The following is a 21,607-nucleotide window of genomic DNA, read 5'->3' as shown; positions in this document are numbered from 1 at the left end:
CACAGGCTGTCAATCGGTCCCACGCTGCGTTAAAGGCGCGCGCGTGATGACCGAAACCGAAACCCGTTCGAAAGCCCCGCAGCCCAAGCCCTGGATCGAGGCGATTCACGCCTATGTGCCGGGCAAATCCTCCGGCAAGGACGGGCGGCCGCTGATCAAGCTCTCGGCGAACGAGAATCCGCTGGGCACCAGCGAGGCCGCGCTGGCCGCACAGGCCCAGGTCCCCTCGCTCTATCCCGACCCGGACAGCAAGGCGCTGCGTGCGAAGATCGGCGAAATGCACGCCATCGATCCGGCGCGGATCGTCATGGGCACCGGCTCTGACGAACTGCTCAACCTGGCCGCGCAGGGCTATGCCGGTCCGGGCGACGAAGTGATCTACGTGCGCTACGGCTTTTCGGTCTACGACATAGCCGCGCGCCGCTGCGGCGCGACTCCGGTGGTCGCTCCCGATGCAGACTACGGTACAGATGTCGACGCCCTGATCGCCCTGGTGACGGACAGGACGCGCGTCGTCTTCATCGCCAATCCGAACAACCCGACCGGCTCCTTCCTGCCAAAGGGCGAGATCGCGCGGCTTCACGCGGCGCTGCCCGCCGACGTGCTGCTGGTGATCGACCAGGCCTATGGCGAATACGTTGCGCCCGAGGACGAGGATGGCGCAATCGCTCTGGCCGCCATGCACGAAAACGTGCTGGTCACCCGCACGTTCTCGAAGATCTTCGGCCTCGCCGGCGAACGCATCGGCTGGGGCACCGGCGCGCCGGGCATCATCCAGACACTCAACCGCATCCGCGGCCCCTTCAACGTCTCCAACACCGGGCAGGCCAAGGCGCTGGCCGCACTGGAGGATACAGCCTTTCTCGAGCGCAGCCACATCCACAACCGCGTCGAGCGTGCCCGTTTCGTCGAGAAGATCGAAGCGCTGGGCAACCACGGCCTGCGCGCGCTGCCGAGCCAGGCGAACTTCGTGCTGATCCTGTTCGAAGGCGCACTTTCGGCAGAGACCGCGTTCGACGGCCTTGCCGAACGCGGCTACATCGTGCGCTGGCTGCCCGGGCAGGGCTTGCCGCAAGCCCTGCGCATCACCATCGGCAAACGCGCCGACCTCGACGTGATCGCCGATGCCCTGCGCGAAATGGCGGAAGCCGCCAAATGAGCTTCAGGAAAGTCGCCATCATCGGGCTGGGGCTGCAGGGTGGATCGATCGGCCTGGCCACGCAGGAATTCCTGCCCGAGGTCCGGACTACCGGTTTCGACCTAGACCCCGCCACCCGCGCCCGTGCGGCCGAGCGCGGCCTTGTTCACCAGGTCTGCGAAACCTCTGCCGAGGCGGTGCGCGAGGCCGATCTCGTGATCTTCTGCGTGCCCCCCGGCGTCATGGGCGAAGCGGCGGCACAGGTGCGGGACGCGCTGCGCGAGGATGCGCTGATCAGCGATGTCGGCTCGTGCAAGCAGTCGATCGCGACGGCCTTGCGCGAAGCCCTGCCCGATCACTACGTGATCCCGGCCCATCCCGTCGCCGGCACCGAGAATTCCGGCCCCGACGCGGGCTTCGCCCACCTGTTCCGCAACCGCTGGTGCATCGTCACCCCGCCCGAGCATACCGACCTCGTCAAGCTCTCGCAGCTCGTCGAATTCTGGGAGGCGCTGGGCGCAAACGTCGAGATCATGGATGCCCAGCACCATGACCTCGTCCTCGCCGTGACCAGCCACCTGCCGCACCTGATCGCCTATACCATCGTCGGCACCGCCTCGGACCTCGAGGACGTGACCCAGAGCGAGGTGATCAAGTACTCTGCCGGCGGTTTCCGCGACTTCACGCGCATCGCCGCCAGCGATCCGACGATGTGGCGCGACGTGTTCCTGACCAACAGGGAAGCGGTGCTCACGATGCTGCAGCGCTTCACCGAGGACCTCACCGCCCTGCAGCGCGCCATCCGCGTGGGCGATGGCGACGCACTGTTCGGGCACTTCGCGCGCACCCGCGCGATCCGCCGCTCGATCATCCAGGAAGGGCAGGACGATTCCCGCCCCGACTTCGGCCGCGGCGACCACGAGAACGGAACGAAGAAAATCTGAGGCCCGGAGAACCTTTTTCGGCTACCCGGCATTGAGCGGAGGACAGCCCTCACGCCGGAGCCGTGCCGACATGAAGTTATCGATCCGTACCGAGCTCGACTATTCGCTTCCGGCGCCTGCCGACGTGCTGCTTCAGGTCGAGGCGGCCATCCTGCCCGAACAGAAAGTATTGCGCGCCCATATCGACCTGCCACCGGTGGAACACTTCGCGCGCATCCCCGGGCACGACAACATCGGCGACCGGATCTGGCTGGCCGCGGCGGAATCGCTCAAGGTCCGCTACGAGGCGACGGTGGAACCGGTGCGCATGCTTGCCAATGTCGATGACCTTGCCGCGGTTCCGGCCCACCTCCTGCCCGGGGAGACGGTCGATTACCTGATGCCCTCGCGCTATTGCCCTTCCGATACTTTCCAGAACCTGGTCGAGGCCGAATTCGGCGAACTGCAGGGCGGCGCTCGCGTCGGCGCAATCCGCGACTGGATCGGCCAGCACCTCACTTACGTCGTCGGATCGAGCGAAAGCAGCACCTGCGCCGAGCAGACCTTCGTGACCCGGCAGGGCGTCTGCCGCGATTTCGCGCACCTGATGATCACGCTGACCCGCGCCAGCGCAATCCCGGCGCGCTTTGCCAGCGTCTACGGTCTCGGCGTAGACCCGCAGGATTTCCACGCGGTGGCCGAAGTGTTCCTCGACGGGGCCTGGCACATGGTCGACGCGACCGGCATGTCGCGTCCGGAAGGCATTGCCAAGATCGGCGTGGGCCGCGATGCCGCCGACGTCTCGTTCCTCACCAGCTACGGCGCCGTCACGCTCAATTCGCAAAGCGTGGAAGTCACCGAAGTCACCTAACCGACAATATCGAGCGCTCAGCGGTTGAGCGCGTTGATCGCCTCGGTCACGCGCGCTTCGACTTCCTTGCGCGGCAGGCCCGCCTCAATCATTTCGCCGACGCGCACGGTGATGACCCCGGGCTTCTTCCAGCGCCGGTGGTAGAGCCGCCCGCTGTCGACCGCGACCGGCACGACCGGCAGACCGAGCAGCTTGTAGACCCCGGCAAAGCCGGACTGCAGTTCGCCGCGCGTCCCGTGCGGCACCCGCGTACCTTCCGGGAAGATCGCCAGCGGCCTGCCCTTGGCGGCGAAGTGGCGGGCATTGGCGACCATCGAGCGCAGGGCTTTCGCCCCCTCCTCGCGTTCGACCACGACGATGCCGTAGCGCATGGCCGCGGCGCCCCAACCGGGAATACGGGCAAGCTCCGACTTGGGAAACGGCACCGGCCAGTCCATCAGCGAGGGCAAATCGATGGCCTCGAAGAAGCTCTCGTGCTTGATCGCCACCAGGACCCCGTCGTTGGGCATTTCGCCCTCGACGACGACACGCATGCCCAGCAGCCAGCGGGCACAGCCGCGGTGGAAGCGCGACCAGCCGCGCACCACTTTCCGGGCGGGCATCTCGCCCAGCCTGGCGGCCGCGAAGAAGCCCAGAACATAGAAGATCGAGCCGGTATAGAACGCGAGATAGAACGCCAGGCTGCGCATGACGTCGGCCGGGGTACTGCGCATCACTTGCCCCACAGGTTCAGCACGAAGCGCGCCAGCAGCTTGTGGTATTCGAGGAACAGCGCGCCAAGGCTGGGACGCGAGGACACCGCATCCGGTTTCAGTTCGACACCGGCAGGCATTTCCCGCGAGATTTCCAGCATGGCGCGGCGCATGTGCCAGTCGGCGGTGACGAGACGCACCGACCTGGACTTGTGCTCACTGACCCACTGTGCCGCCTCGATCGCATTGGAGCGTGTGTCATAGGCGTTGTAGCCAAGGGTGACGCAGCATTCGAGCAGCTTGTCCGATACGCCGAACTGGGCGGCGAATTCGCGCGGCTTGACCTCGCGGTCGACCCCCGAGACGAGCAGGCGCGACGCCTGTCCCTCCTTCAGCACGTCCAGCGCATGTTCGATCCGGCCGGCACTGCCGGTGAGGACGATGATCGCATCGGTCTTCGTCCCGTCGAGCGGCTGCGGCAGCGCGATGGCGAACCACAGGAACCCGAACAGCCAGGCAAGAAACAGGAATGCGACCGTGCGACGAAACATCGTGTGTGTACTATAGCATCTTGCGCAGGGCGTGCATCACCGTGAGCCGCGCCGTGACCATTGCCAACAATGTGGCCAGCAATGGGACAAGTGCTAGAAGCAGCCAGTCGCTCCAGATCAGCGCACCGTTATCGACCAGGCCAGCGCCCAGCCCGGCAAAGCGACGGCCGAGCGCGAAGATGACCACCATCGCCAGCACCAGCCCCACCGCCCCGCCGCCGGCCGCGTCATAGCCGATCGAGCGCTGGAACACGCGCGCGACCTGCGCATCGGTGCCGCCAAGCAGGTGGACGATCTCGATCGTGTCGCGATTGGCACCGAGCGCCGAGCGCGCCGCCAGCAGGACCGCGGCAGCAAGCGCCAGAGCCAGCAGTCCGACCAGTACCATCGCCAGCAACTGCAGCGAGACCATCGCGTCGAACACCGGCTTGAGCCAGTTCGACTGCGCATCGATCTTCGCGGACGGGGCGACCGGCATGACCGCCTTCGCGATCGCGGCGAGCCGGGCGGGCGTCGCCTGACGATCGAGGCGCACATCGATCAGCGCGGGAACCGGAATGGCATTCCCCGTCGCATCGTCGATGCCCGTGCCCAGCCAGGGTTCGATCAGGGCATCGAGTTCGGTCTGGGGAACCAGCCGCAGGCCGGCGATGCCGGGCAGGTCCTTGATCGCCGCGACCGCACGCTTCGCCTGTCCGGCGCGTACGTCGGCGCGCGGTTCGACGATCTGGACGGTCACGCCGCCCTCGATCTCGGCGCGCGCGGCAGTGACGGCATTGCCTAGCGCGAGACCCGCGGCCAGGGCGATGGCGGTCATCGCCACCATGATCGCGATGACCCAGGGCATCGGGCCGGACATGCGTCCCTGCGGGATCAGCTCGGCCTCGCCCCGGCCCATCAGCCGGCGCCCGCCGCCCAGTAAGGTGCGCAGGCTCACTGCATCTTCCTCGGCGGGTAGCGCAGCGCTCCGGTCGGATCGGACAGGCGGCCGCGGTCGAGCCGCATGATCAGGCTTTCGGGCACCTTGCGCAGCAGGTCGAGATCGTGGGTCGCGACGACGACGGTCGTGCCCTGGCGATTGAGCATCTCGAACAGGCGCATCAGCTTGAGCGCCATTTCGGGATCGACGTTGCCGGTCGGCTCGTCGGCGACCAGCATCGCCGGTCGCGCGATTACCGCGCGGGCGATGGCCACGCGCTGCTGCTCACCGCCCGAAAGCGTGGGAGGGCGCGCATCGATGCGGTCGGACAGGCCCACCCAGTCGAGAATGTCGCGGACAGGTCCGACCAGATCCTTTTCCTGATGCCCGGCCACGCGCAACGGCAGCGCGACGTTGTCGAACGCGGACAAGTGCGGGATCAGCCGGAAGTCCTGGAAAACCACGCCGATGCGCCGCCTCAGGCCCGGCAGGCGGCTGCGCGGCATCGTGATCGCGTCGGTCCCGAACATGCGGATCATCCCGCGCGAAGGGCGCTGGGCGAGATAGAGCAGGCGCAGCAGCGAAGTCTTTCCTGCACCGCTGGCACCGGTCAGGAAGTAAAAGCGCCCCGGAAACAAGGTGAAGCTCAAATCGCTGAGAACCTCGCGATCGGTTCCGTAGCGAAGCCCCACGTTGTCGAACTGAATGATTTCCCCGTCCGCAGTCATACTCATCTGGTTAGTCAGTGTGTCCGGTCCGAACGGGCGATTTGTGGCCTATAGCGAGCATTGAATGTGGAAAAAAGGCCATTGGACCGCCTACCCACATGTCCGAAGCTTGTCCCGCGCGAGCTAACCGTGCTTATAACATGGCACCATGATAATCGCCTGTCCTGCCTGCTCTACGCGCTATGCCGTCCCGGACAGTGCCATCGGCGTGGATGGCCGCACCGTTCGTTGCGCCAAATGCCGTCACAGCTGGTTCCAGGAAGGCCCGGAACTCGCCCTGGCCGAAACCGAAAGCCAGGCCGCGGCGCAAGGCCCGGCTCAGGAAACGGCGCAGCCGCGGCCGGAACCTGCCCCCGCCGCCAGGGAAAACCCACCCGAAGCCCGCACCGCAGAGCCGGAGGCCGAGTGTAAGGCGGAACCCGTCGCGCCGGGGCGCACGCCTTTTTCCGAAGAGGATTCCCCGCTGCCGCCCCCGCCCCGGGCGCCGCAGCGCACGGTGGCATCCTACTATGACGACACCGTTGGCGCGCGCTATGCCGACGAAGGCCCTTCGAGCTTCGATTTTTCGCCGCCGTTCCGCCCGCGCCGCAACTGGACCAAGATCGGCACCATTGCCGCCGGCGTGTTCGCCGTCGCGACGCTGAGCCTGACCGGAGCCGTGGCATGGTTCGGCCTGCCCGACTGGGTGCCGATCCCGCGCCAGAGCTTCACCAAGGCGCAGCCGGACCTGCAGCTGGACTTCCCGCGCAAGCGGCAGGACCGCAAGCCCCTGCCCGACGGCACCGAATTCTTCAGCGTGAGCGGCACGATCAGCAACATCGGCAGCGAATCGCGCTACGTCCCCTCGCTGCTCGTCGTCCTGCGCGACGATCGCGAGCGCATCGTCTACGAAAAGGAAATCGTTCCGCCCAAGCGCGAACTCGCGCCCGGCGAAATGGTGACCATCAACGAAGCGCTGACCGACATTCCCAAGGCGGCTGCCGCTGCCGAGATCGGCTGGAAGCCCGAATAAGGCGGGTTCGCACGCGCCCACTCCGAATAAATTTCGCCTCCGGGAAAATTTATCGGAAACAGCGCTTGCAGCCCCCCAATCCCTTTGCTAATGGCGCGCTCCTGCCACGGGGCTGGTGCGAACCAAGCCCCGTTTGATTTAGCGGTCGTGGCGGAATTGGTAGACGCGCAACGTTGAGGTCGTTGTGGGCGAAAGCCCGTGGAAGTTCGAGTCTTCTCGACCGCACCATCCCCTGAATTGACGAAACAATTCAGGGGCCTGAGGCCAGGGAACAGACCCCGCCTCAACCTTGGCAGGCAATCCGGAAATCGATGCGAAAGCCCGGCGCGCCCGCGCCGTCAGGCGACGGCGCGCCTGGGCGCTTCTTCCTCGACAGGCTCGACATGGCGCGTCTCGAGCAAGTCGCGCACCACCGCGTAAGTGCGGTCATCGTCGATATCGATGGCCTGACTGCCATCGCCCAAAATTACAGCACCGACCTTCAGCGCCAATCGCCGGGAGGCGCGCGCGATGGCCCCGTAAAGGGTCTCAAGCCCGAGCATGACCCGCAGGAGGCCCAGTGCCCCGGTCGCACGGGCGATGCGCTGGCCGCTGCGGTCGAAGCGATCGCCGCGAAACACCTCGATCGCGCGCAAGGCCTGAGGCCCCGACATGCCGTAAAGGTCGCAGGCGGCGAAATCACCGTCGCGCAGCCGGAGATAATGGCCACGTCCTGCGCGGTGGGCGGCCTCTACCCATTCGCGGCGGGTCAGGGCAAAGGCGATGTCGGCCGTTTCCAGCGTATCGAGCAGGGCATCGATGGATGCAGCGCTCAACAGCGCATGATCGGCGGTCGTGACGATCGTCGGCCCGTCCCAGCCCTGCGCCGCGGCGCGCACGCTGTCCGCCAGCGATTCGCGCGCTTCGATCAGGGCCACCGTACCGCGCCCGGGCAGGCGCGTCAGGACATCGTAGACCGGCTCGAAGCCGTCACGCTCGATACAGACGGCAAGGCTGGCGATGCGCGGGTGGCTTACCGCGGTCTGCAGGACATGCGCGATCAATGGCTTGCCGGCGAGCGGAATCAGGCACTTGTGGCTCACGCCGAAGCGCTCCGCGAGGGGATCTGTCCCATTGCGCGGACGGCCGGCCAGAACGATCAGGCGGATCGGCTGCGGCACATTGCCCCGATCGGGCGAGAGACTGCGAACATCCATGGCCTGCGCCTATGCCGCGCACTTGTGACAGTCCCGTGACCGAGGTGCCTTTGTCATGGATTGTCACAAGCTACCTCGCCATGGGCTCGAGAATCCGTCTCTTCATATGATGGATCCCCAGCCACACCGCAGCGAGCACGAACGGCACCATCAGCGCGGTCAGGAAATGGGCGTGCAGCCCGGGCACGACGCTCTCCACCCCTTCCAGCAGCTTTGCCAGCAGGCCCAGGGCGTAATAGCTCACCGCCACGACCGAAAGGCCTTCGACCAGCTGCTGCAGGCGCAACTGGCGCGTGGCATTGCGCTCCATCGAGGCGAGGAGCCGCCCGTTCTGGTTCTCGATGCGGGTCTCGATCCGGGTGCGGAACAGCGAGACGAACTGCGCGGTGCGCTGGGCAAGTTGCTCGGCGCGGCGGCGATGGGCGGCGCAGGTGCGCACGGCCGGGAAGAAGCGGCGCTGGGTGAAGTCGGTCAGCGACAGGTGCCCCGGGCATGGCCGTATATTGAGGTCGGCAAGCCGCTCCTCGACGATAGTGGCATAGGCCTCGGTCGCGCTCATCCGGTAATCGCATTCGGCCGAGTGGGTGATGAGATCCATGTAGAGGCTGGTCACTTCCTCCAGCAGCGAATCGTCGGTCACTTCTGGCCGCGCGATTGCGCCGTTCATCTTGCCCAGCATCGCCTCGATGTGATCGAGCCGCTTCCACCCTTCGCGCGCGACCGGAAGCCCGAGCAGCGCAAGATTGCGGTAGTTGCCCAGTTCCTGCAGCCGCTGGACGGTGCGGGTAAGGTCGGCGGGCAGCATTCCGTTGGCCGCGACGATAAGGATGCCGAAGCCCTGCTCACGCAGGCGAAAGTCCGACCAGATCCGCGCCGATGCACCGAGCGATTCACCGGTTCCGATGCGGCAGGATACGAGTTCGTCGTCGGCAATGCCGATCTGCGGCAGCAGCGCGCCGGCCTCGCCCTCGTCCTTCACCAGCAGCAGCCGGGTCGCGCGGATCACCTTGCCCGGCAGGACATTGGCCCAGGCCACCGCCTTCTCCAGGTCGCTGCCGACCGCCGGGGCGAACAGCGCCTCCAGCGTCCCGTCCCTGACGAAAAGCGTCGTGGTGCTCGCTTCGTTGTGCCGCTCCAGCGTAAAGGCCACTCCGGGCGAGAACAGGCCCTTCACATGGCGTGGATTGTCGGTGCAATCGATCCAGGCGCCCTGGGGCAAGTCTTCCAGTGCCCGACGCTCGGCCTCGCGGTCTGGCGCATCGAGGACCCGGACCAGTTGGATGATAAGACACGGCGCCTCCAGCAAGGGCCAGCGTCGCAGGTGCATTTCGCCGACGACGGTGCGGCGCAATTCGTGCTCATTGTGCATGACTCATCCCTGCAGCGATCCCGGGTTCGCTCCGGATTCGATGGCAGCATAATAAACCGGCCTGCCGTGCGTCCACAACCGGACCAAAGGTATGGAATACCAATTCCCGCCTCGTCGTCCGCGCTGCCCGGCTGCACAGAACCAAAGTGCAATAGCGGGCCTCCCGGCGACCGTGCGAAACCTGCGCCAACATTCGATCCGGGAGATGATCACATGCGTTTTCACCTTGCCGCTGGCCTGTCGGCGCTGGTGCTGGCCGGTTGTTCCGGCGGCAACGACACGGCCGCACCTGAACCTGCACAAACGGTCAGCGCCGCCGCAACCGAAGCTGCTGCCCCAGCCGTCGCCATCGCCGCGCCGGAAGCCGAGGCGCCGACAAGCGCCCCCGAGCCGACACAAGCGGCGACGCCTGAACCGAAGCCCACGCCATCGCCAAGCCCAAAGCCGGGCCTTGCACCGGTTGCCGCCGCGATGCCGGTTGCAGAGCCGGTCAAGCTTGCCGATGCCGCGCCCCCTGCCGTCTTTGCGCGCTGCGCGGTCTGCCACGAGGCCGCCAAGGGTGCACCGGACAAGCTCGGCCCCAACCTCTACGGCGTCTTTGGCGCCAAGGCCGCGCAAGGCGGTTTCAGCTTCTCCGATGCGCTGAAGAATTCCGGCCTGACCTTCGACGAGGCGACGCTGGACAAGTGGATCGAGAATCCCCGCGCACTCGTCCCGGGCAACCGCATGAGCTTCCCCGGCCTCAAGGACCCTGCCAAGCGGCAGGCCATCATCGACTACCTCAAGCAGCAACGTTAAGGGACCGCTCCTCCCAGCCCGTCATCCCCGCGCAGGCGGGGATGACGCATCCTACCCCGTCGTGACGCCATCGTCGCCGTCATACGCCCGCCGCATCGGAAAATGCACGTCTGCGCAAAGCCAGTGAAATGCCGCTGGCAACTTCCCGAAATCAGGCTAGCGTCAGCACAAACAAGTGGGAGAGCCGTTTATGTTCGTGAAGTTCACCGCCACCGACAGAGTGCCTGCCATCGTCAATGCCACACAAGTCACTTTCATCACGCCCGTCGAGGATGGCACGCGCATTCGCTTTGGCGAAAACCGCACTGTCACGGTGATCGAACCCATGGACGAAGTGTGGCGGCGGCTGGACCAGACCGGCCAGTTACCGTCCAACTGAACACCCCTAGAAACGCGCGCGCAGTGAAACCGTAAGGCGGCGCGGCGCGCCGGGAGCATAGGCGCGCGGATCGCTGGCACCAGGGGCTTCGGCAAGGTCGATCTCTTCGATTTCGGCGAAGGTCCCTGCGGTCGCGTAGCGCTTGTCGAAAAGGTTGCGCAGTTCGCCTGCCAGTTCCAGTCCCGGAGCCAGAGTCAGCCTGCCGAACAGGTCGAAAACGGCGTAGCCGGGTATGCGCGGATTGTCGTTGCCCTCATCGCCCATAAGCACTTGCGCGGTACGCGCACGCATCGCGGCGCCCAGTTCCCAGGCGTTCGTCGCGCGGCCCGCGTAGAGGTTCAGCGCATGACGCGGCGTGCCGGGCAACCGGTCGCCGCGCGCAACCGCGATCACCCCTTCCGCGTCGGCCATGGGATTGGCCGGACTCGACAGCAGGAACGGGCTGCGGAACCGGGCGTCGGTAAAGGCATAGCCCGCGCTCAGGCGCCAGGCATCGCGGTGCCATTCCAGCGACGCCTCAACGCCCTGCCTGCGGCTGCGCCCGAGATTCGCGAAGTAGGCGCGCCCGCGCACTTGCGAGGCAACCATGCGGATATCGTTTCGCGTATCCGCGCGCCAGACGGACAGGCGCCAGCCCAGTCTCCCCGACGCGCCTTCCAGATCGACATGCCAGTTGCGCGCGATGACGGCCTTGAGCGGGGGGTCGGCGATGAAGAAATTGGCCAATGTACACGGCGCTTCGGGGTCGGCGCAGGAAAGCTCCGCAGGCGTCGGGATGCGACTGGTCATCGCGAAACCCGCCGTCGCGCGCAGGTTCTTTTGCAAGACATAGTCGAATTCGAACGATGGATTGATCCGGGCGAAGCGGTGGCGGCCATCGAAGGCAGTGCCGAGCCGGTCGTCGAGCTCGACCCGATTGCGTGCCCAGCGCGCGCCCAGTTCGGCAGTGAGCGCACGTGTCAGCGGCAGTTCGGCGCTTGCGAACAGCGCCAGGTCGTTCATCCGGCTGACGACATCGACCGAAGTGATCGCACCGTCCGCCGAGGCGAGTACGTGGCCAAGCGCCTCGACCGTTCGGTCTTCCTCCAGCACGCCCAGTTCACTGACGGCGCGAAAGCGCGTGCGGTGCCGCTCCCACGAAAGACCGAAGGCGAACCGGCGCGTGCCCCGGTCGGTCTCGCGCTCGTCGAGCCATTGCAGCGTCGCGCCGCCGCCGTGCGTCCGCTCGCGGCCACGGTTGAAGACGGCGTAATCCGCGATGGCGGGATCGGCGGCAACCGCTGCCCCTCCCGACAGCAGGGGCTCGGAAAAGCCGTCTTCCTCATCGCCAAGGCACAGGAACCCGGATTTGCCGTCGCAGGGGCCGAAGTCGGCAAGATCGCCATTGGCGCTTCGTCGCGAGAGGCGCTGGTAATGGCTGCGCAGTTCGATCCGTCCACTCGCTCCCAGATCGAAGTATGGCGCTGCGACAAGGCGCAGAAACGACGTGTGCGTCGTATCGGGGCGAGTGAAAACGGCGCGGTAGTCTGCGGCCAGCAGCTCCACCGGCGAAACGCCATTGCCGGTCAGGCGGGTTCGGGCCGCCAGCGCCTGTACCTCCAGCCCCCAGCCTTGCCCGGCGTGCAATCCCTTGGCGAAAAGCCGATCCAGTCGCGAGGGGCTGGCATCGCGCCAGCCCTCGTCGTCACGCCGGTCGGCTACCAGCAGGACGCTCGAATCCGTGTCGCCAATCCCGGCCGACGCGATTCCTCCGATGCTCCCCAGGCTATCCCGGTCGAGCGCGAGCCGCAGACCGGGCAGTGTCGTGCCGTCGTGGGTTTCAAGCAGCAGCGATCCGGCCAACGCATTGCGGCCGTGGACCGGGCTCGCTTCGGTGAGCCGCGCGCGCACCAGTGCCGCCTCGGGCAGCAAGTCGACAAGCACGACGTCGCCGAAAGGCTGGTTGAAGCGCACGCCGTCAAGATAGACGGCAAGCCCCTGCTCCGCGCCCTGAAGCGGCGAGGCGGAAAAGCCGCGCCATCCGATCGATGGCTGCCAGGCATTGCCGGTCGCTTCGCCAAGGGTAAGACCCGGAACCGTGCGCTCCAGCGTGCGGCCAAGGTCGGGCCGGGCCGCGGCATCGAGCGCCCTGGCATCGATGACCCGGGCTTCGTCGAGATCGATCGCGCCGCCCGGAGCGACGACCGTGATCGGCGGCGCCTCGTCCGCCCGGGACGGGGCCGGCCACGCCAGCGCGGCCGCGGCCAGTACCGCGGCTAGGCCGGTCCTTACATCATGCGGCGCAGGATGCCGTCCTTGAGCACGAAGTGATGGCGCAGGGCGGCAGCGATGTGCAGCACCACCAGCGCCAGCATCACCCAGCCGAGAATCTCGTGGCCTTCGTGCGCCGGGCCGGCGAACGGGCCGTCCTTGCTGATCGGCAGCTTGGGCCAGAGGAACAGGCCGAAGAAGCTGAGCGGATACTTGCCCGCCGACGAGAATATCCAGCCGGTCAGCGGCATGATCAGCATCAGCGCATAGAGCACCACATGCGTGGTCGATGCGGCCATGCGCTCGAGAGGTGAAACGTGATCGGGCAGCGCAGGCTTTTTCCAACGCAGGCGCCAGATGATCCGCCCTATCGTGACCAGCAGGATGATCAGGCCGAACGACTTGTGCACGGTCATGAGCTGGACGACCTTCTCCAGCGGTTCGTGCAGCAGGCCGGACGCCAGATTGAGAATGACAAGAATCGCAAGGGTCCAGTGGAACCAGCGGGCCCCCAGATTGTACTTCTCGACCGTCATCGGATGACCTCATGATCGGGGCCCGATCACAAGCCCCAGCGGAAACCGGCCCACAGCGTGCGGGGCACGCCAAGGTCCAACGAGCCGCCAGAGTTACGGGTTATGATCTTCTCGTCAAACAGGTTTTCGCCGCGCAGGATGAACGAGGCGCGCGCGCCGAGCGGGATTTCCACAAGGGCATCGAGCGTGGTGGCTGCCGGAAGAACGTCGGTCTGCAAGTCGTCCTCGAACTGCGCGCCGACATGGCGCAGGGTCAGTGCCACGCTCCACCTGTCGGCAGGAACGAAGGCGAGGGTCGCGCTGGCTGCAAAACGCGGTGTCTGTGCCGGACGCATTCCGTCGAGATCCGCGGAAATCCCGGAGCCGTGGACCTCTGCATCGTTCCACGCGAGGGAGGCATCAAGGCGGACCGGACCGGTGGCGAAGTGCGCCGCGGCTTCGATCCCGCGCGAACGGATTTCGGGCAGGTTGCGGCGCTGGCGCAGGTTGGTGCCGATGGTGACGTTGGCTATGGCGTTCTCGATGCGATTTTCAAACGCCGTCAAAGAGAGTTTCAAGCCCCGCGCCGGAGCGAGATCGACGCCGGCCTCGTAACCTTCGAGCTTCTCGTTGCGCAGGGCGGCATTGGCGCGGGTGACGACCGGGAAAACGGTGAAGGGACGATAGAGTTCGTTGAGCGTCGGCAGGCGCAGCCCGCTGTAGGCCGAGGCGCGCAGGGCAATGGCCTCGCTTGCATGGAACAGCACACCGGCGCGGTAGCTCAGCGTCCAGTCGGCCCGGTCGGGATAGCGCTCGTCGCTGGCGACAAGGCCATCGGGGCTGCTCTCGGTAAAATACCCGCCTGCAATGACGGTCCTGTCCGCGCGCAGGCCGCCGGTGAGAACGAAAGGACCCAGCGTCCAGTCCTCCTCGGCGAAGAGGCCGAGGTCGGTATTGTGCCCACCGGCCCGTCGGCGCGCGGTAATCTTGCCGGTAATGGCACTGATCGCGACTTCCTGCATGGTGCCCGAAGTGCGCCGCCAGTCGGCGCCGAGCCGCAGCACATGGGCATCGCCCAGCGGCGGGCGCAGTTCGAACTTGCCGCCGATCCCGGTCGCGGGAGTCTTGTACTGGTCGAGCACGGGAACGAACCGCGTCGAACTGACGACGACATTGCTGAAGTTGCGCGCCTGGACATAGGCCAGCGCATCGAACTGCCACGCACCCCGCCCGACAAGCCGCAGGCTGGCATCCTGCCCTTCGGTCGCGCTGTCCGCACCATCGAAGCGCAAGGTGCGGTGATCCTCGAAGACAAGCCCGCGCGCCTGCAGCTCCATGTCGTCAGCAAGCGGCGCGATCGCGCGCAGGCCGGCCGACCAGGAATCGAAGCGGGCTCGCACAGAAGCAGGGACGCGGTCATCGGACGGCGTGGTCCAGAAGGCCTTGCCGCGATCCCAGCGCCCGCTGGCGACGACGAAGCCGGAGCCCAGCTGCGGCGCGATCGAGGCGCTCGCTTCGGTTTCGCCGCGCTGGTTGGCAAGGACGCTGCCCGAGACAAGCCCGAGATCCTCAGGTCCGGCGCTTTCCAGTTCGATCGTGCCCGAAAGCGCGCCCGAGCCGAAGGGACCGGAACCGCCACCGCGCGTCACCCGAATGCGGCCCAGACGGTCGGGAGCCAGAGCGGGAAGCGGGATGTAGCCGAAGAATGGGTCGGCCATCGGCACCCCGTCGAGCAGGACCAGCGCGCGGCTCGATGCGTTGCCGCCCAGCGCCCGCAAGGTCACCCCCTGCGCCGAAGGATTGGACGAACGGCTGTCGGAACGGCGGAACTGCTGGAAGCCGGCAACCGAGGTCAGCACGTCCTCGATCCGCCCGGACGGTGCCGAAAGGATCTCCTTCCGGGCGATTTCGAGCGTGGAATAGGCGGGCGTGCCCGGAGTTTCCTCAAGCCCGTGCCCGGTGACGAGGATTTCTCCTGCATCGGCGGCTTCGTCGGCGAGCGCGAGGCCGGGGGACAGGAACGCCAGCGCAAGCGCCGTGGCGGTGATGGTCAAGGGGCCACGCATGGCGCCCGGGAAACGAAAGTCATCCATATCTCTGCGACCTGTCTACGGGTGACGAAAAAGGGAGCCGGCGATCCCGGCAGCCCTGGTAGGAGGCGGGTCTGCCGGGATGCCCCGTGCGGCGGGGAAGCACGCCGCACGGGGCCGGGAAGCGCCTCAGAAGAAGAGGATCCCGCCCAGCGCCATGGCGTCGCTCTCGGCCGCGTTGCCGCTGTGGGCCTTGGCCTTCGAGTGTACGTATTCTCCGATAAGCGTGACCCAGCTCGTCAGGCTGTAGCGAAGCTGTCCGACGTAGCTGGAGTTGGTCTTGACCAGATCCGGATTGGCCAGCGCGTCGGCGGCATTGGCATGGTGCAGCGAGCTTTCGCCGTAGCTGGCACCGACTCCGATCTTGCCGGAAGTAGCGAGAGCCTGGGCATAGAAGCCGTCGCTCTTGCGCGGATTGCCCAAGGCGTCGGTATCGAAGAGGCCGAAGACCGTCGTGCCAAGGCCCCTGGCGGTATAGTAGTAACCGGTCACGGCAATCGGCCCCGCCGTAACCTTGCCGCCCAGGTCCAGCCCCTTGCCTGTGTAGCTGCCGCCTGCCGCGATGTCGTGCTTCTGGCTGACGCCGGAGACCCAGAACCGGGTGCCGATCCCGCCGAGCTTGCCGTCATAGGTCAGCTTGCCCTGCACGCCGGGACTGGAATTGCTCTGCGCCGGTCCGGTCAGGGAATCGAGCGGCTGGAACACGCCGACCGAGGCCTGGAAGCCGGAGAAGTTGGGGCTGGTATACGTGATCTGCGGCTGGAAGTCGGTGTAGATGTAGCCCACGCCGATGCGGCCCAGCGTCGTATTGCCCGGCGCGACGTTGTTGCCCGGCGTGCCCGAGGACAACAAGGTTATGTCGTTGAGGATGCCTTCCGAGGCAAAGAGGCCGATGTCGCGACCGATCTTGATCGTGCCCAGCCCTGGCTTGCCGAATGTCAGGTAGGTCTGACGGGCATCGATACCGGCCGTGGCCAGCGCGGTCGGCTGGCCGCCGTTGTTCGCACCCAGGGCACCCCAGGCGGTCGAGTTGATGCCGGGATAGAGGCCGAAGAAGGCGCCGATATCCCAGCCTTCCTGCTTGGTAGAGACCGAGACGGTCAGGTAGCCGGGCAGCAGGCCGTTGCGCACCGCACTGGAATTGCGGGTGCCGACGCTGGCGATGCCGCCGACGACGTTCGTCGTGGCCGAAGGCGTGTCCGGATTGTCGTGAACGTAGAAGCCGTTGACCGAGCCGGAGAACTTGATCGTGGCCGGACCGACTTCCATGCCGATCCCGCTTTCCGTCATGCGCACCATGCGGCTGGAATCGAGCGTTTCCTGTGCCCTTTCCATCGGTGCGGCACTGGACGGCGGAGCCGCTTGCGCCTGTTCCTCGGCCAGCAGTTCGGCGTATTCGTCATCGCTCAGGATGCCTTTTTCATGAAGGCGCTTGAGCAGCGTTTCGCCCGTTCCGGCATATGCTGGCGCACTCGCCAGGGCGAGTGCCCCCAGCGCGGCAGAGCCACGTAGAATGATCCTGGAGATCATTATCCTTCCCCCTTCGGTAAGATGGTGTCGACTATTCCTGCGACTGGGGAAGATGATGGGCCGGGAGCGCCCCGGCGGGTATTGGACTTTGGTTCCTGTACTTTGGAACGAGGGCTAATGGCCGAGCGCGACGCCCCAGGGGCCTTCGCCCGCGGGGATCGTCGCCGTGACCGCCAGTGCCTCGAGGTCGACCACCGAAAGGTCGTCGCTGCCGCCATTGGCGACGAGCGCACGCTTGCCGCCGGGCAGGATCGCCAGGTGCCAGGGCCTCTCGCCCACGGCGATGTAGCCGCGCACCCTGCGGCTGGCTACGTCGACCACGGCCACGGCATTGGCCCGCCCCAATGCGACGACGGCGGTGCGGCCATCGGGCGTGAAGCGGATGCCGCAGGGCATGACCTTGTATGCCGGCACGCCGGGCGGGGCGAAGTCGATGGTCGCGATTACCGAGCGGCTCGCGACATCGGCGATCTGGACGACGCCCGCCATTTCCGCGGCAACCCACACGTGGGCGCCGTCGGGCGTGAATTCGACGTGGCGTGGCCGGGTCTGCGTCTCCATTTCCTCGATCACTTCGCGCGTGGCGAGGTCGATCCAGGCGACGGTCGCGTCCTCCTCGCTGGTGACGAGCAGCCATTTGCCGTCGGGGCTTTCGGCAATCCCTTCCGGCTCTTCCCCGACCGGAACCTGCCAGGCAAGGCGACCCTTGGCGAGATCGACTGCAGTGGCCGCGCCATCGTCCTCGTTGGCGATGAACAGCAGCCTCCCGTCGTGCGAGGCGAAGAACTGCTCCGGATCGGCGCCCGAGGGCAGGACCGAGACGAGCGCCCCGGTCTGCGGATCGCGCACTTCCACGGCATTGTCGGCACTGGCGCAGACCAGCAGGTATTTGCCGTCGCGGGTGAGCGCGATGCCGCGCGGGCGATGGCCCACCGGCCAGTTCGCCACGGCTTTGCCACTGGCGAGGTCGACAACGGTGACCGTCGAGGAACGCTCATTGCTGACATAGGCCCTGGTCGCGGCGCTTTGGTCCCCGGCAAGTGCGGGTGCGGCGCAAACGAGCGGCGAGAGCGCGGCGCAAGCGACCAGCGCGATCCGGTTCAGGCATCTCTCCATGGGGGCAAGCCTACCACCTGGCGGCCTGCGGGGAATTGCACCTTGGTCTGGTACCATAGTCCAATTGGGGCGGCGGGCGGCTCTCGGTTATCCAGAACGGCAACAAGGCGGCGGCAACCGGAGGCAATCCGAAGTCGCAAGGCCGCAAGTCGCAGAGGATGACTGACCATGAAACTGACAATCGGCCGCTCGGCCCTGCTTGGCGCGGCGGCCATCGCTTCCTTCTCCATCGCCGGCAACCTCCATGCGCACGGTAACGTAACCCCGCAGGCGGTCGACACCAGCGCCCTGCCCGATATTGACGGCGGCAACGACCACTGGCTCGAAGAGAACCCCTATACCGGCAACCCGAAGGCCATCGAGATCGGCGAATCCGCCTATGGCCAGAACTGCGCGCGCTGCCACGGCCTGCAGGCGATTTCCGGCGGTATCGCGCCGGACCTGCGCTATCTCGAACTGGGTGCATCGGGAGACGAATGGTTCGTCGAACGCTTCCGCCACGGCTCCAGCCACGACGGCAAGGTCTATATGCCGCCCTTCGGCGATGTGCTGGGGCAAAAGGCCGGTTGGGCGATCCGCACCTGGCTGGAAACCCAGCACACCGAGGACTGACCGGTGGCAGGCGACAGCCGCAGGTCGTTCCTGACCGGGCTGGCGGGCGCGCTCGGCGCGCTCGCCCTGCCTGCCGCCCTGCGCCCGGCACCCCTGCTCGCCGCCCCGCTGGAGAAAGTCCGCGAACTGGGCGTGCTGCGCGTCGGGCTCTATGCCGACAACCGGCCCTGGTCGTGGGACCGGGACGGCACGCCCTCGGGGATCGATGTCGAGCTCGCCCGCGTGCTGGCCGAACACCTCGGCGTGCGCGCCGACATCGCGCTGTTCCCGGCCGACGAGGAGCTGTCGGACGACTTGCGCAACGTGGTATGGCGCGGCGGCCTGCTGGGCTTCCAGCGCTGCGACGTGATGCTGCACGTGCCGTTCGACCGCCAGATCATGGCGCAGGAGGATAACGTCGTGTTCCTGGCGCCCTATTACCGCGAGAGCTTCGGCGCGGCCTGCGCGGCCGATATCGGCGATTGCGAGGCCCCACCCGTCCAGATGCACGGCAAGCGACTGGCGGCCGAACTGGATTCGATCCCCGACTTCTACCTGCTGGGCAGCTTCGGCGGCATTCTTGCCAGGGACGTGACCCACCTGCCGAGCGGCTATGCCGCCGTCGCGGCGCTGGGCGAGGACAAGGCCGACTTCGCCGTCGCCAGCCGCGCGCAGATCGAGGCCGCGCTTGCCGACCATCCCGATGCCGCGATCCGCAAGCGCAAGGGACCGCTGCCCGCGATGCTCTCGCCGGGCTGGGACATCGGCATCGCGGTCAAGGAAAACAGCCGCTCGCTCGGCTTCGTCCTCGAGGAAGAGATCATGGCCATGGCCGCGGACGGCCGGATGAAGACGATCTTCGCTCGACACGGGGTCGAGTGGCAGCCGGCTCTTGCCGCCCAGCCCTCCGCTTCGTGAACCAGGGGGACGGGGACGCCGACTGCGACCGGCGTCCCCCGAACCGCATCCTTACCTGACATCCGCGTGACCCGCCCGCTTCCGGCCGCCCTTGCGGTGCGCCCTTCGAAGCTTTGCCGAAGATGCGCATACCCCACTCGTCTTGTCCCAAGGTTCAATTGTCCGCCCCTCTCCAACGACTAGGCTGACTTTCGACGTCCGGGGGCAACAGGTCGATTACCGGCACCTGAACTCGGCGCATAAGCAACAAGGAGGGATAGGATGAAGCGGCGTTTCTCAAAACTCATCGCGGTGCTCGCCGCGGCTGGCAGTACGATAGCCGTACCGCTCCACGCGGCCGGACCGACCAGCGCCGACCTCATGAACGATGCTGAATCCACCGGCGACGTTCTCAGCTACGGCCTGGGGCCGTGGCAGCAGCGCTTCTCGCCGCTGGACACGCTCAACGCCGACAATGTCAGCAAGCTCGTGCCGGCCTTCGCGGCCTCGCTCGGCGGGGAAAAGCAGCGCGGGCAGGAAGCCCAGCCGCTGGTCTATGACGGCACCATCTACGTCACCGGTTCCTATTCGCGCCTCTTCGCCTTCGACGCGCGCACCGGCGAGAAGAAGTGGGAATACAACGCCCGCCTGCCCGATGCGATCATGCCGTGCTGCGACGTCGTGAACCGCGGCGCCGCGATCCACGGCGACAAGGTGATCTTCGCCACACTCGATGCGCACCTCATCGCGCTCAACCGCGAGACCGGCAAGGTCGTGTGGAACAAGAAGCTCGCCGATTATCAGGCCGGCTACTCGGCCACCGCCGCCCCGCTGATCGTCAAGGACATGGTCATCACCGGCAATTCCGGCGGCGAATTCGGGATCATCGGCGAAGTGCAGGCGCGCAACGTCGACACCGGCGAGCTGATCTGGTCGCGCCCGACCATCGAAGGCCACATGGGCATGCTCAACGGCAGGGAAAACGGCGTGACCGGCAAGACCGGCGCGACCTGGCCGGGCGACATGTGGAAGACGGGCGGCGGCGCCACATGGCTGGGGGGCACCTATGACCCGGGCACCAACCTGCTGTTCTTCGGCACCGGCAACCCGGCCCCGTGGAACAGCCACCTGCGCCCGGGCGACAACCTCTATACCAGTTCCACCCTGGCCATCGACGCCGATACCGGCGTGATAAAGTGGCACTACCAGACCACCCCGCACGACGGCTGGGACTTCGACGGCGTCAACGAATTCATTCCCTTCGACGCGACGATGAACGGCAAGCCGATGAAGCTGGGCGCCAAGGCCGACCGCAACGGCTATTTCTATGTGCTCGACCGCAGCAACGGCAAGCTTCTGGGCGCGCACAAGTTCGTGATGGAGACGACCTGGGCGAACGGCATCAACCTCAAGACCGGCCGTCCCAACTACGTCGATGCCAACCGTCCCGGCGCACCGGCCGGTCCGGACAAGGGCAAGTCGGTGTTCGCCTCGCCCTCGTTCCTGGGCGGCAAGAACTGGATGCCGATGGCCTATTCGCAGGATACCGGCCTGTTCTACGTGCCCTCCAACGACTGGGGCATGGACATCTGGAACGAACCGATCGCCTACAAGAAGGGCGCGGCCTACCTCGGCGCGGGCTTTACCATCAGGCCGATCGCCGAAGACCACATCGGCGCCCTGCGTGCGATGGACCCGAAGACCGGCAAGATCGTGTGGGAATACAAGAACGCGGCGCCGCTGTGGGGCGGCGTGCTGACCACGCACGGCAACCTCGTCTTCACCGGCACGCCGGAGGGCTACCTCAAGGCCTTCGACGCGAAGACCGGCAAGGAACTGTGGAAGTTCCAGACCGGCTCGGGCGTCGTCGGCTCGCCGATCACCTGGATGCAGGACGGCGAACAGTACGTCGCGGTGATGTCAGGCTGGGGCGGCGCGGTGCCGCTCTGGGGCGGCGAAGTCGCCAAGACGTTCAAGGAAATCAGCCAGGGCGGCATGCTCTGGGTGTTCAAGCTGCCCAAGTAAGCGGTCAGCACGGCAAC

20 protein-coding genes and 1 tRNA gene are annotated in these 21,607 nt (G+C 66.5%); 10 read left to right on the top strand and 11 right to left on the bottom strand.

The features are described from left to right. Positions 1–46 precede the first annotated feature (46 nt). The 3 genes from hisC to B5483_RS17585 all read left to right on the top strand — a co-directional run bounded on the left by hisC (position 47) and on the right by B5483_RS17585 (position 2,932). Positions 47–1,159: a histidinol-phosphate transaminase gene (gene hisC / locus B5483_RS17595; protein ID WP_054946121.1), complete on the top strand. Its 1,113-nt coding sequence runs from the start codon at positions 47–49 to the stop codon at positions 1,157–1,159. After that, positions 1,156–2,082 carry a prephenate/arogenate dehydrogenase family protein gene (locus B5483_RS17590; protein ID WP_054946120.1) on the top strand — a complete coding sequence of 309 codons (927 nt, stop codon included), beginning with the start codon at positions 1,156–1,158 and terminating at the stop codon, positions 2,080–2,082. Before hisC ends, B5483_RS17590 begins: the two co-directional genes overlap by 4 nt. 70 nt (positions 2,083–2,152) lie before the next feature. Beyond that, positions 2,153–2,932 carry a transglutaminase-like domain-containing protein gene (locus tag B5483_RS17585; RefSeq protein ID WP_054946119.1) on the top strand — a complete coding sequence of 260 codons (780 nt, stop codon included), beginning with the start codon at positions 2,153–2,155 and terminating at the stop codon, positions 2,930–2,932. Between the two features lie 17 nt (positions 2,933–2,949). Here B5483_RS17585 and B5483_RS17580 read toward each other — a convergent pair whose 3' ends face one another. From B5483_RS17580 to ftsE, 4 genes are read right to left on the bottom strand one after another with little or no spacing between them, the layout of a single operon-like run. Then, entirely contained in the window at positions 2,950–3,645 is a 696-nt protein-coding gene (locus B5483_RS17580; protein ID WP_054946118.1) for a lysophospholipid acyltransferase family protein, read from the bottom strand. Continuing rightward, on the bottom strand, positions 3,645–4,175 hold the full coding sequence (locus tag B5483_RS17575; protein ID WP_054946117.1) for a YdcF family protein: 531 nt from the start codon (positions 4,173–4,175) through the stop codon (positions 3,645–3,647). The genes B5483_RS17580 and B5483_RS17575 overlap by 1 nt, the downstream gene beginning before the upstream one ends. Positions 4,176–4,185: 10 nt before the next feature. Then, complete coding sequence (locus B5483_RS17570) at positions 4,186–5,073, bottom strand: cell division protein FtsX (RefSeq protein WP_054946182.1); 888 nt, start codon at positions 5,071–5,073, stop codon at positions 4,186–4,188. Between the two features lie 35 nt (positions 5,074–5,108). Next, positions 5,109–5,822: a cell division ATP-binding protein FtsE gene (gene ftsE / locus B5483_RS17565; RefSeq protein WP_054946181.1), complete on the bottom strand. Its 714-nt coding sequence runs from the start codon at positions 5,820–5,822 to the stop codon at positions 5,109–5,111. A gap of 148 nt (positions 5,823–5,970) precedes the next feature. Here ftsE and B5483_RS17560 point away from each other — a divergent pair, with 148 nt between their 5' ends. Continuing rightward, positions 5,971–6,834, top strand: a complete 864-nt coding sequence (locus B5483_RS17560) for a zinc-ribbon domain-containing protein (RefSeq protein ID WP_079731321.1) — start codon at positions 5,971–5,973, stop codon at positions 6,832–6,834. A 141-nt stretch (positions 6,835–6,975) separates the two neighbouring features. Further along, positions 6,976–7,062 (top strand) — tRNA-Leu (locus B5483_RS17555). A 110-nt stretch (positions 7,063–7,172) separates the two neighbouring features. Here the strand turns inward: B5483_RS17555 and B5483_RS17550 are convergent. Further along, on the bottom strand, positions 7,173–8,030 hold the full coding sequence (locus B5483_RS17550) for an NTP transferase domain-containing protein (RefSeq protein ID WP_079731319.1): 858 nt from the start codon (positions 8,028–8,030) through the stop codon (positions 7,173–7,175). 70 nt (positions 8,031–8,100) lie between these two features. Further along, positions 8,101–9,399, bottom strand: coding sequence for a DUF3422 domain-containing protein (locus B5483_RS17545; RefSeq protein ID WP_079731318.1), 1,299 nt, complete (start codon positions 9,397–9,399; stop codon positions 8,101–8,103). 213 nt (positions 9,400–9,612) lie between these two features. Here B5483_RS17545 and B5483_RS23540 point away from each other — a divergent pair, with 213 nt between their 5' ends. Together B5483_RS23540 and B5483_RS17535 are read left to right on the top strand one after the other, a co-directional pair. Continuing rightward, the gene (locus B5483_RS23540; protein WP_245829338.1) at positions 9,613–10,197 is read left to right on the top strand and encodes a c-type cytochrome; all 585 of its coding nucleotides are present in this window, start codon (positions 9,613–9,615) and stop codon (positions 10,195–10,197) included. 190 nt (positions 10,198–10,387) lie between these two features. Next, positions 10,388–10,576, top strand: coding sequence for a hypothetical protein (locus tag B5483_RS17535; RefSeq protein ID WP_041558713.1), 189 nt, complete (start codon positions 10,388–10,390; stop codon positions 10,574–10,576). Between the two features lie 6 nt (positions 10,577–10,582). On the opposite strand, the gene B5483_RS17530 is transcribed toward B5483_RS17535, so the two are convergent. The 5 genes from B5483_RS17530 to B5483_RS17510 form a co-directional block, all read right to left on the bottom strand. Beyond that, positions 10,583–12,529, bottom strand: coding sequence for a TonB-dependent receptor (locus tag B5483_RS17530; protein ID WP_342743691.1), 1,947 nt, complete (start codon positions 12,527–12,529; stop codon positions 10,583–10,585). A gap of 314 nt (positions 12,530–12,843) precedes the next feature. After that, positions 12,844–13,362 (bottom strand): cytochrome b, encoded by a 519-nt coding sequence (locus B5483_RS17525; RefSeq protein WP_079731316.1) that lies wholly within the window; start codon positions 13,360–13,362, stop codon positions 12,844–12,846. A 26-nt stretch (positions 13,363–13,388) separates the two neighbouring features. Beyond that, positions 13,389–15,407: a TonB-dependent receptor gene (locus B5483_RS17520; protein WP_079731372.1), complete on the bottom strand. Its 2,019-nt coding sequence runs from the start codon at positions 15,405–15,407 to the stop codon at positions 13,389–13,391. A 153-nt stretch (positions 15,408–15,560) separates the two neighbouring features. Beyond that, a complete protein-coding gene (locus B5483_RS17515; RefSeq protein ID WP_139384047.1) occupies positions 15,561–16,961 on the bottom strand; it encodes a porin family protein in 1,401 nt (466 codons plus the stop codon). A gap of 114 nt (positions 16,962–17,075) precedes the next feature. After that, on the bottom strand, positions 17,076–18,077 hold the full coding sequence (locus tag B5483_RS17510; RefSeq protein ID WP_079731314.1) for a PQQ-dependent catabolism-associated beta-propeller protein: 1,002 nt from the start codon (positions 18,075–18,077) through the stop codon (positions 17,076–17,078). Positions 18,078–18,245: 168 nt separating this feature from the next. Here B5483_RS17510 and pedF point away from each other — a divergent pair, with 168 nt between their 5' ends. The 3 genes from pedF (at position 18,246) to B5483_RS17495 (ending at position 21,590) form a co-directional block, all read left to right on the top strand. Further along, positions 18,246–18,689, top strand: coding sequence for a cytochrome c-550 PedF (gene pedF / locus B5483_RS17505; RefSeq protein ID WP_054946112.1), 444 nt, complete (start codon positions 18,246–18,248; stop codon positions 18,687–18,689). 3 nt (positions 18,690–18,692) lie between these two features. Continuing rightward, the gene (locus tag B5483_RS17500) at positions 18,693–19,586 is read left to right on the top strand and encodes a substrate-binding periplasmic protein (protein WP_079731310.1); all 894 of its coding nucleotides are present in this window, start codon (positions 18,693–18,695) and stop codon (positions 19,584–19,586) included. Between the two features lie 261 nt (positions 19,587–19,847). Then, positions 19,848–21,590: a methanol/ethanol family PQQ-dependent dehydrogenase gene (locus B5483_RS17495; protein ID WP_054946110.1), complete on the top strand. Its 1,743-nt coding sequence runs from the start codon at positions 19,848–19,850 to the stop codon at positions 21,588–21,590. Positions 21,591–21,607 lie beyond the last annotated feature (17 nt).

Origin of the sequence: Novosphingobium mathurense, from assembly GCF_900168325.1 — a bacterium.
Lineage (GTDB): Bacteria > Pseudomonadota > Alphaproteobacteria > Sphingomonadales > Sphingomonadaceae > Novosphingobium > Novosphingobium mathurense.
Note: the sequence above shows the minus strand (reverse complement) of the source record. Positions and strands in the feature narration are given on the sequence as shown.

Coding starts and splice junctions, on each gene's coding strand:
- hisC (WP_054946121.1), top strand. CDS start 47: ATGACCGAAACCGAAACCCGTTCGAAAGCCCCGCAGCCCAAGCCCTGG.
- B5483_RS17590 (WP_054946120.1), top strand. CDS start 1,156: ATGAGCTTCAGGAAAGTCGCCATCATCGGGCTGGGGCTGCAGGGTGGA.
- B5483_RS17585 (WP_054946119.1), top strand. CDS start 2,153: ATGAAGTTATCGATCCGTACCGAGCTCGACTATTCGCTTCCGGCGCCT.
- B5483_RS17580 (WP_054946118.1), bottom strand. CDS start 3,645: ATGCGCAGTACCCCGGCCGACGTCATGCGCAGCCTGGCGTTCTATCTC.
- B5483_RS17575 (WP_054946117.1), bottom strand. CDS start 4,175: ATGTTTCGTCGCACGGTCGCATTCCTGTTTCTTGCCTGGCTGTTCGGG.
- B5483_RS17570 (WP_054946182.1), bottom strand. CDS start 5,073: ATGGGCCGGGGCGAGGCCGAGCTGATCCCGCAGGGACGCATGTCCGGC.
- ftsE (WP_054946181.1), bottom strand. CDS start 5,822: ATGACTGCGGACGGGGAAATCATTCAGTTCGACAACGTGGGGCTTCGC.
- B5483_RS17560 (WP_079731321.1), top strand. CDS start 5,971: ATGATAATCGCCTGTCCTGCCTGCTCTACGCGCTATGCCGTCCCGGAC.
- B5483_RS17550 (WP_079731319.1), bottom strand. CDS start 8,030: ATGGATGTTCGCAGTCTCTCGCCCGATCGGGGCAATGTGCCGCAGCCG.
- B5483_RS17545 (WP_079731318.1), bottom strand. CDS start 9,399: ATGCACAATGAGCACGAATTGCGCCGCACCGTCGTCGGCGAAATGCAC.
- B5483_RS23540 (WP_245829338.1), top strand. CDS start 9,613: ATGCGTTTTCACCTTGCCGCTGGCCTGTCGGCGCTGGTGCTGGCCGGT.
- B5483_RS17535 (WP_041558713.1), top strand. CDS start 10,388: ATGTTCGTGAAGTTCACCGCCACCGACAGAGTGCCTGCCATCGTCAAT.
- B5483_RS17525 (WP_079731316.1), bottom strand. CDS start 13,362: ATGACGGTCGAGAAGTACAATCTGGGGGCCCGCTGGTTCCACTGGACC.
- B5483_RS17520 (WP_079731372.1), bottom strand. CDS start 15,407: ATGCGTGGCCCCTTGACCATCACCGCCACGGCGCTTGCGCTGGCGTTC.
- B5483_RS17515 (WP_139384047.1), bottom strand. CDS start 16,961: ATGATCTCCAGGATCATTCTACGTGGCTCTGCCGCGCTGGGGGCACTC.
- B5483_RS17510 (WP_079731314.1), bottom strand. CDS start 18,077: ATGGAGAGATGCCTGAACCGGATCGCGCTGGTCGCTTGCGCCGCGCTC.
- pedF (WP_054946112.1), top strand. CDS start 18,246: ATGAAACTGACAATCGGCCGCTCGGCCCTGCTTGGCGCGGCGGCCATC.
- B5483_RS17495 (WP_054946110.1), top strand. CDS start 19,848: ATGAAGCGGCGTTTCTCAAAACTCATCGCGGTGCTCGCCGCGGCTGGC.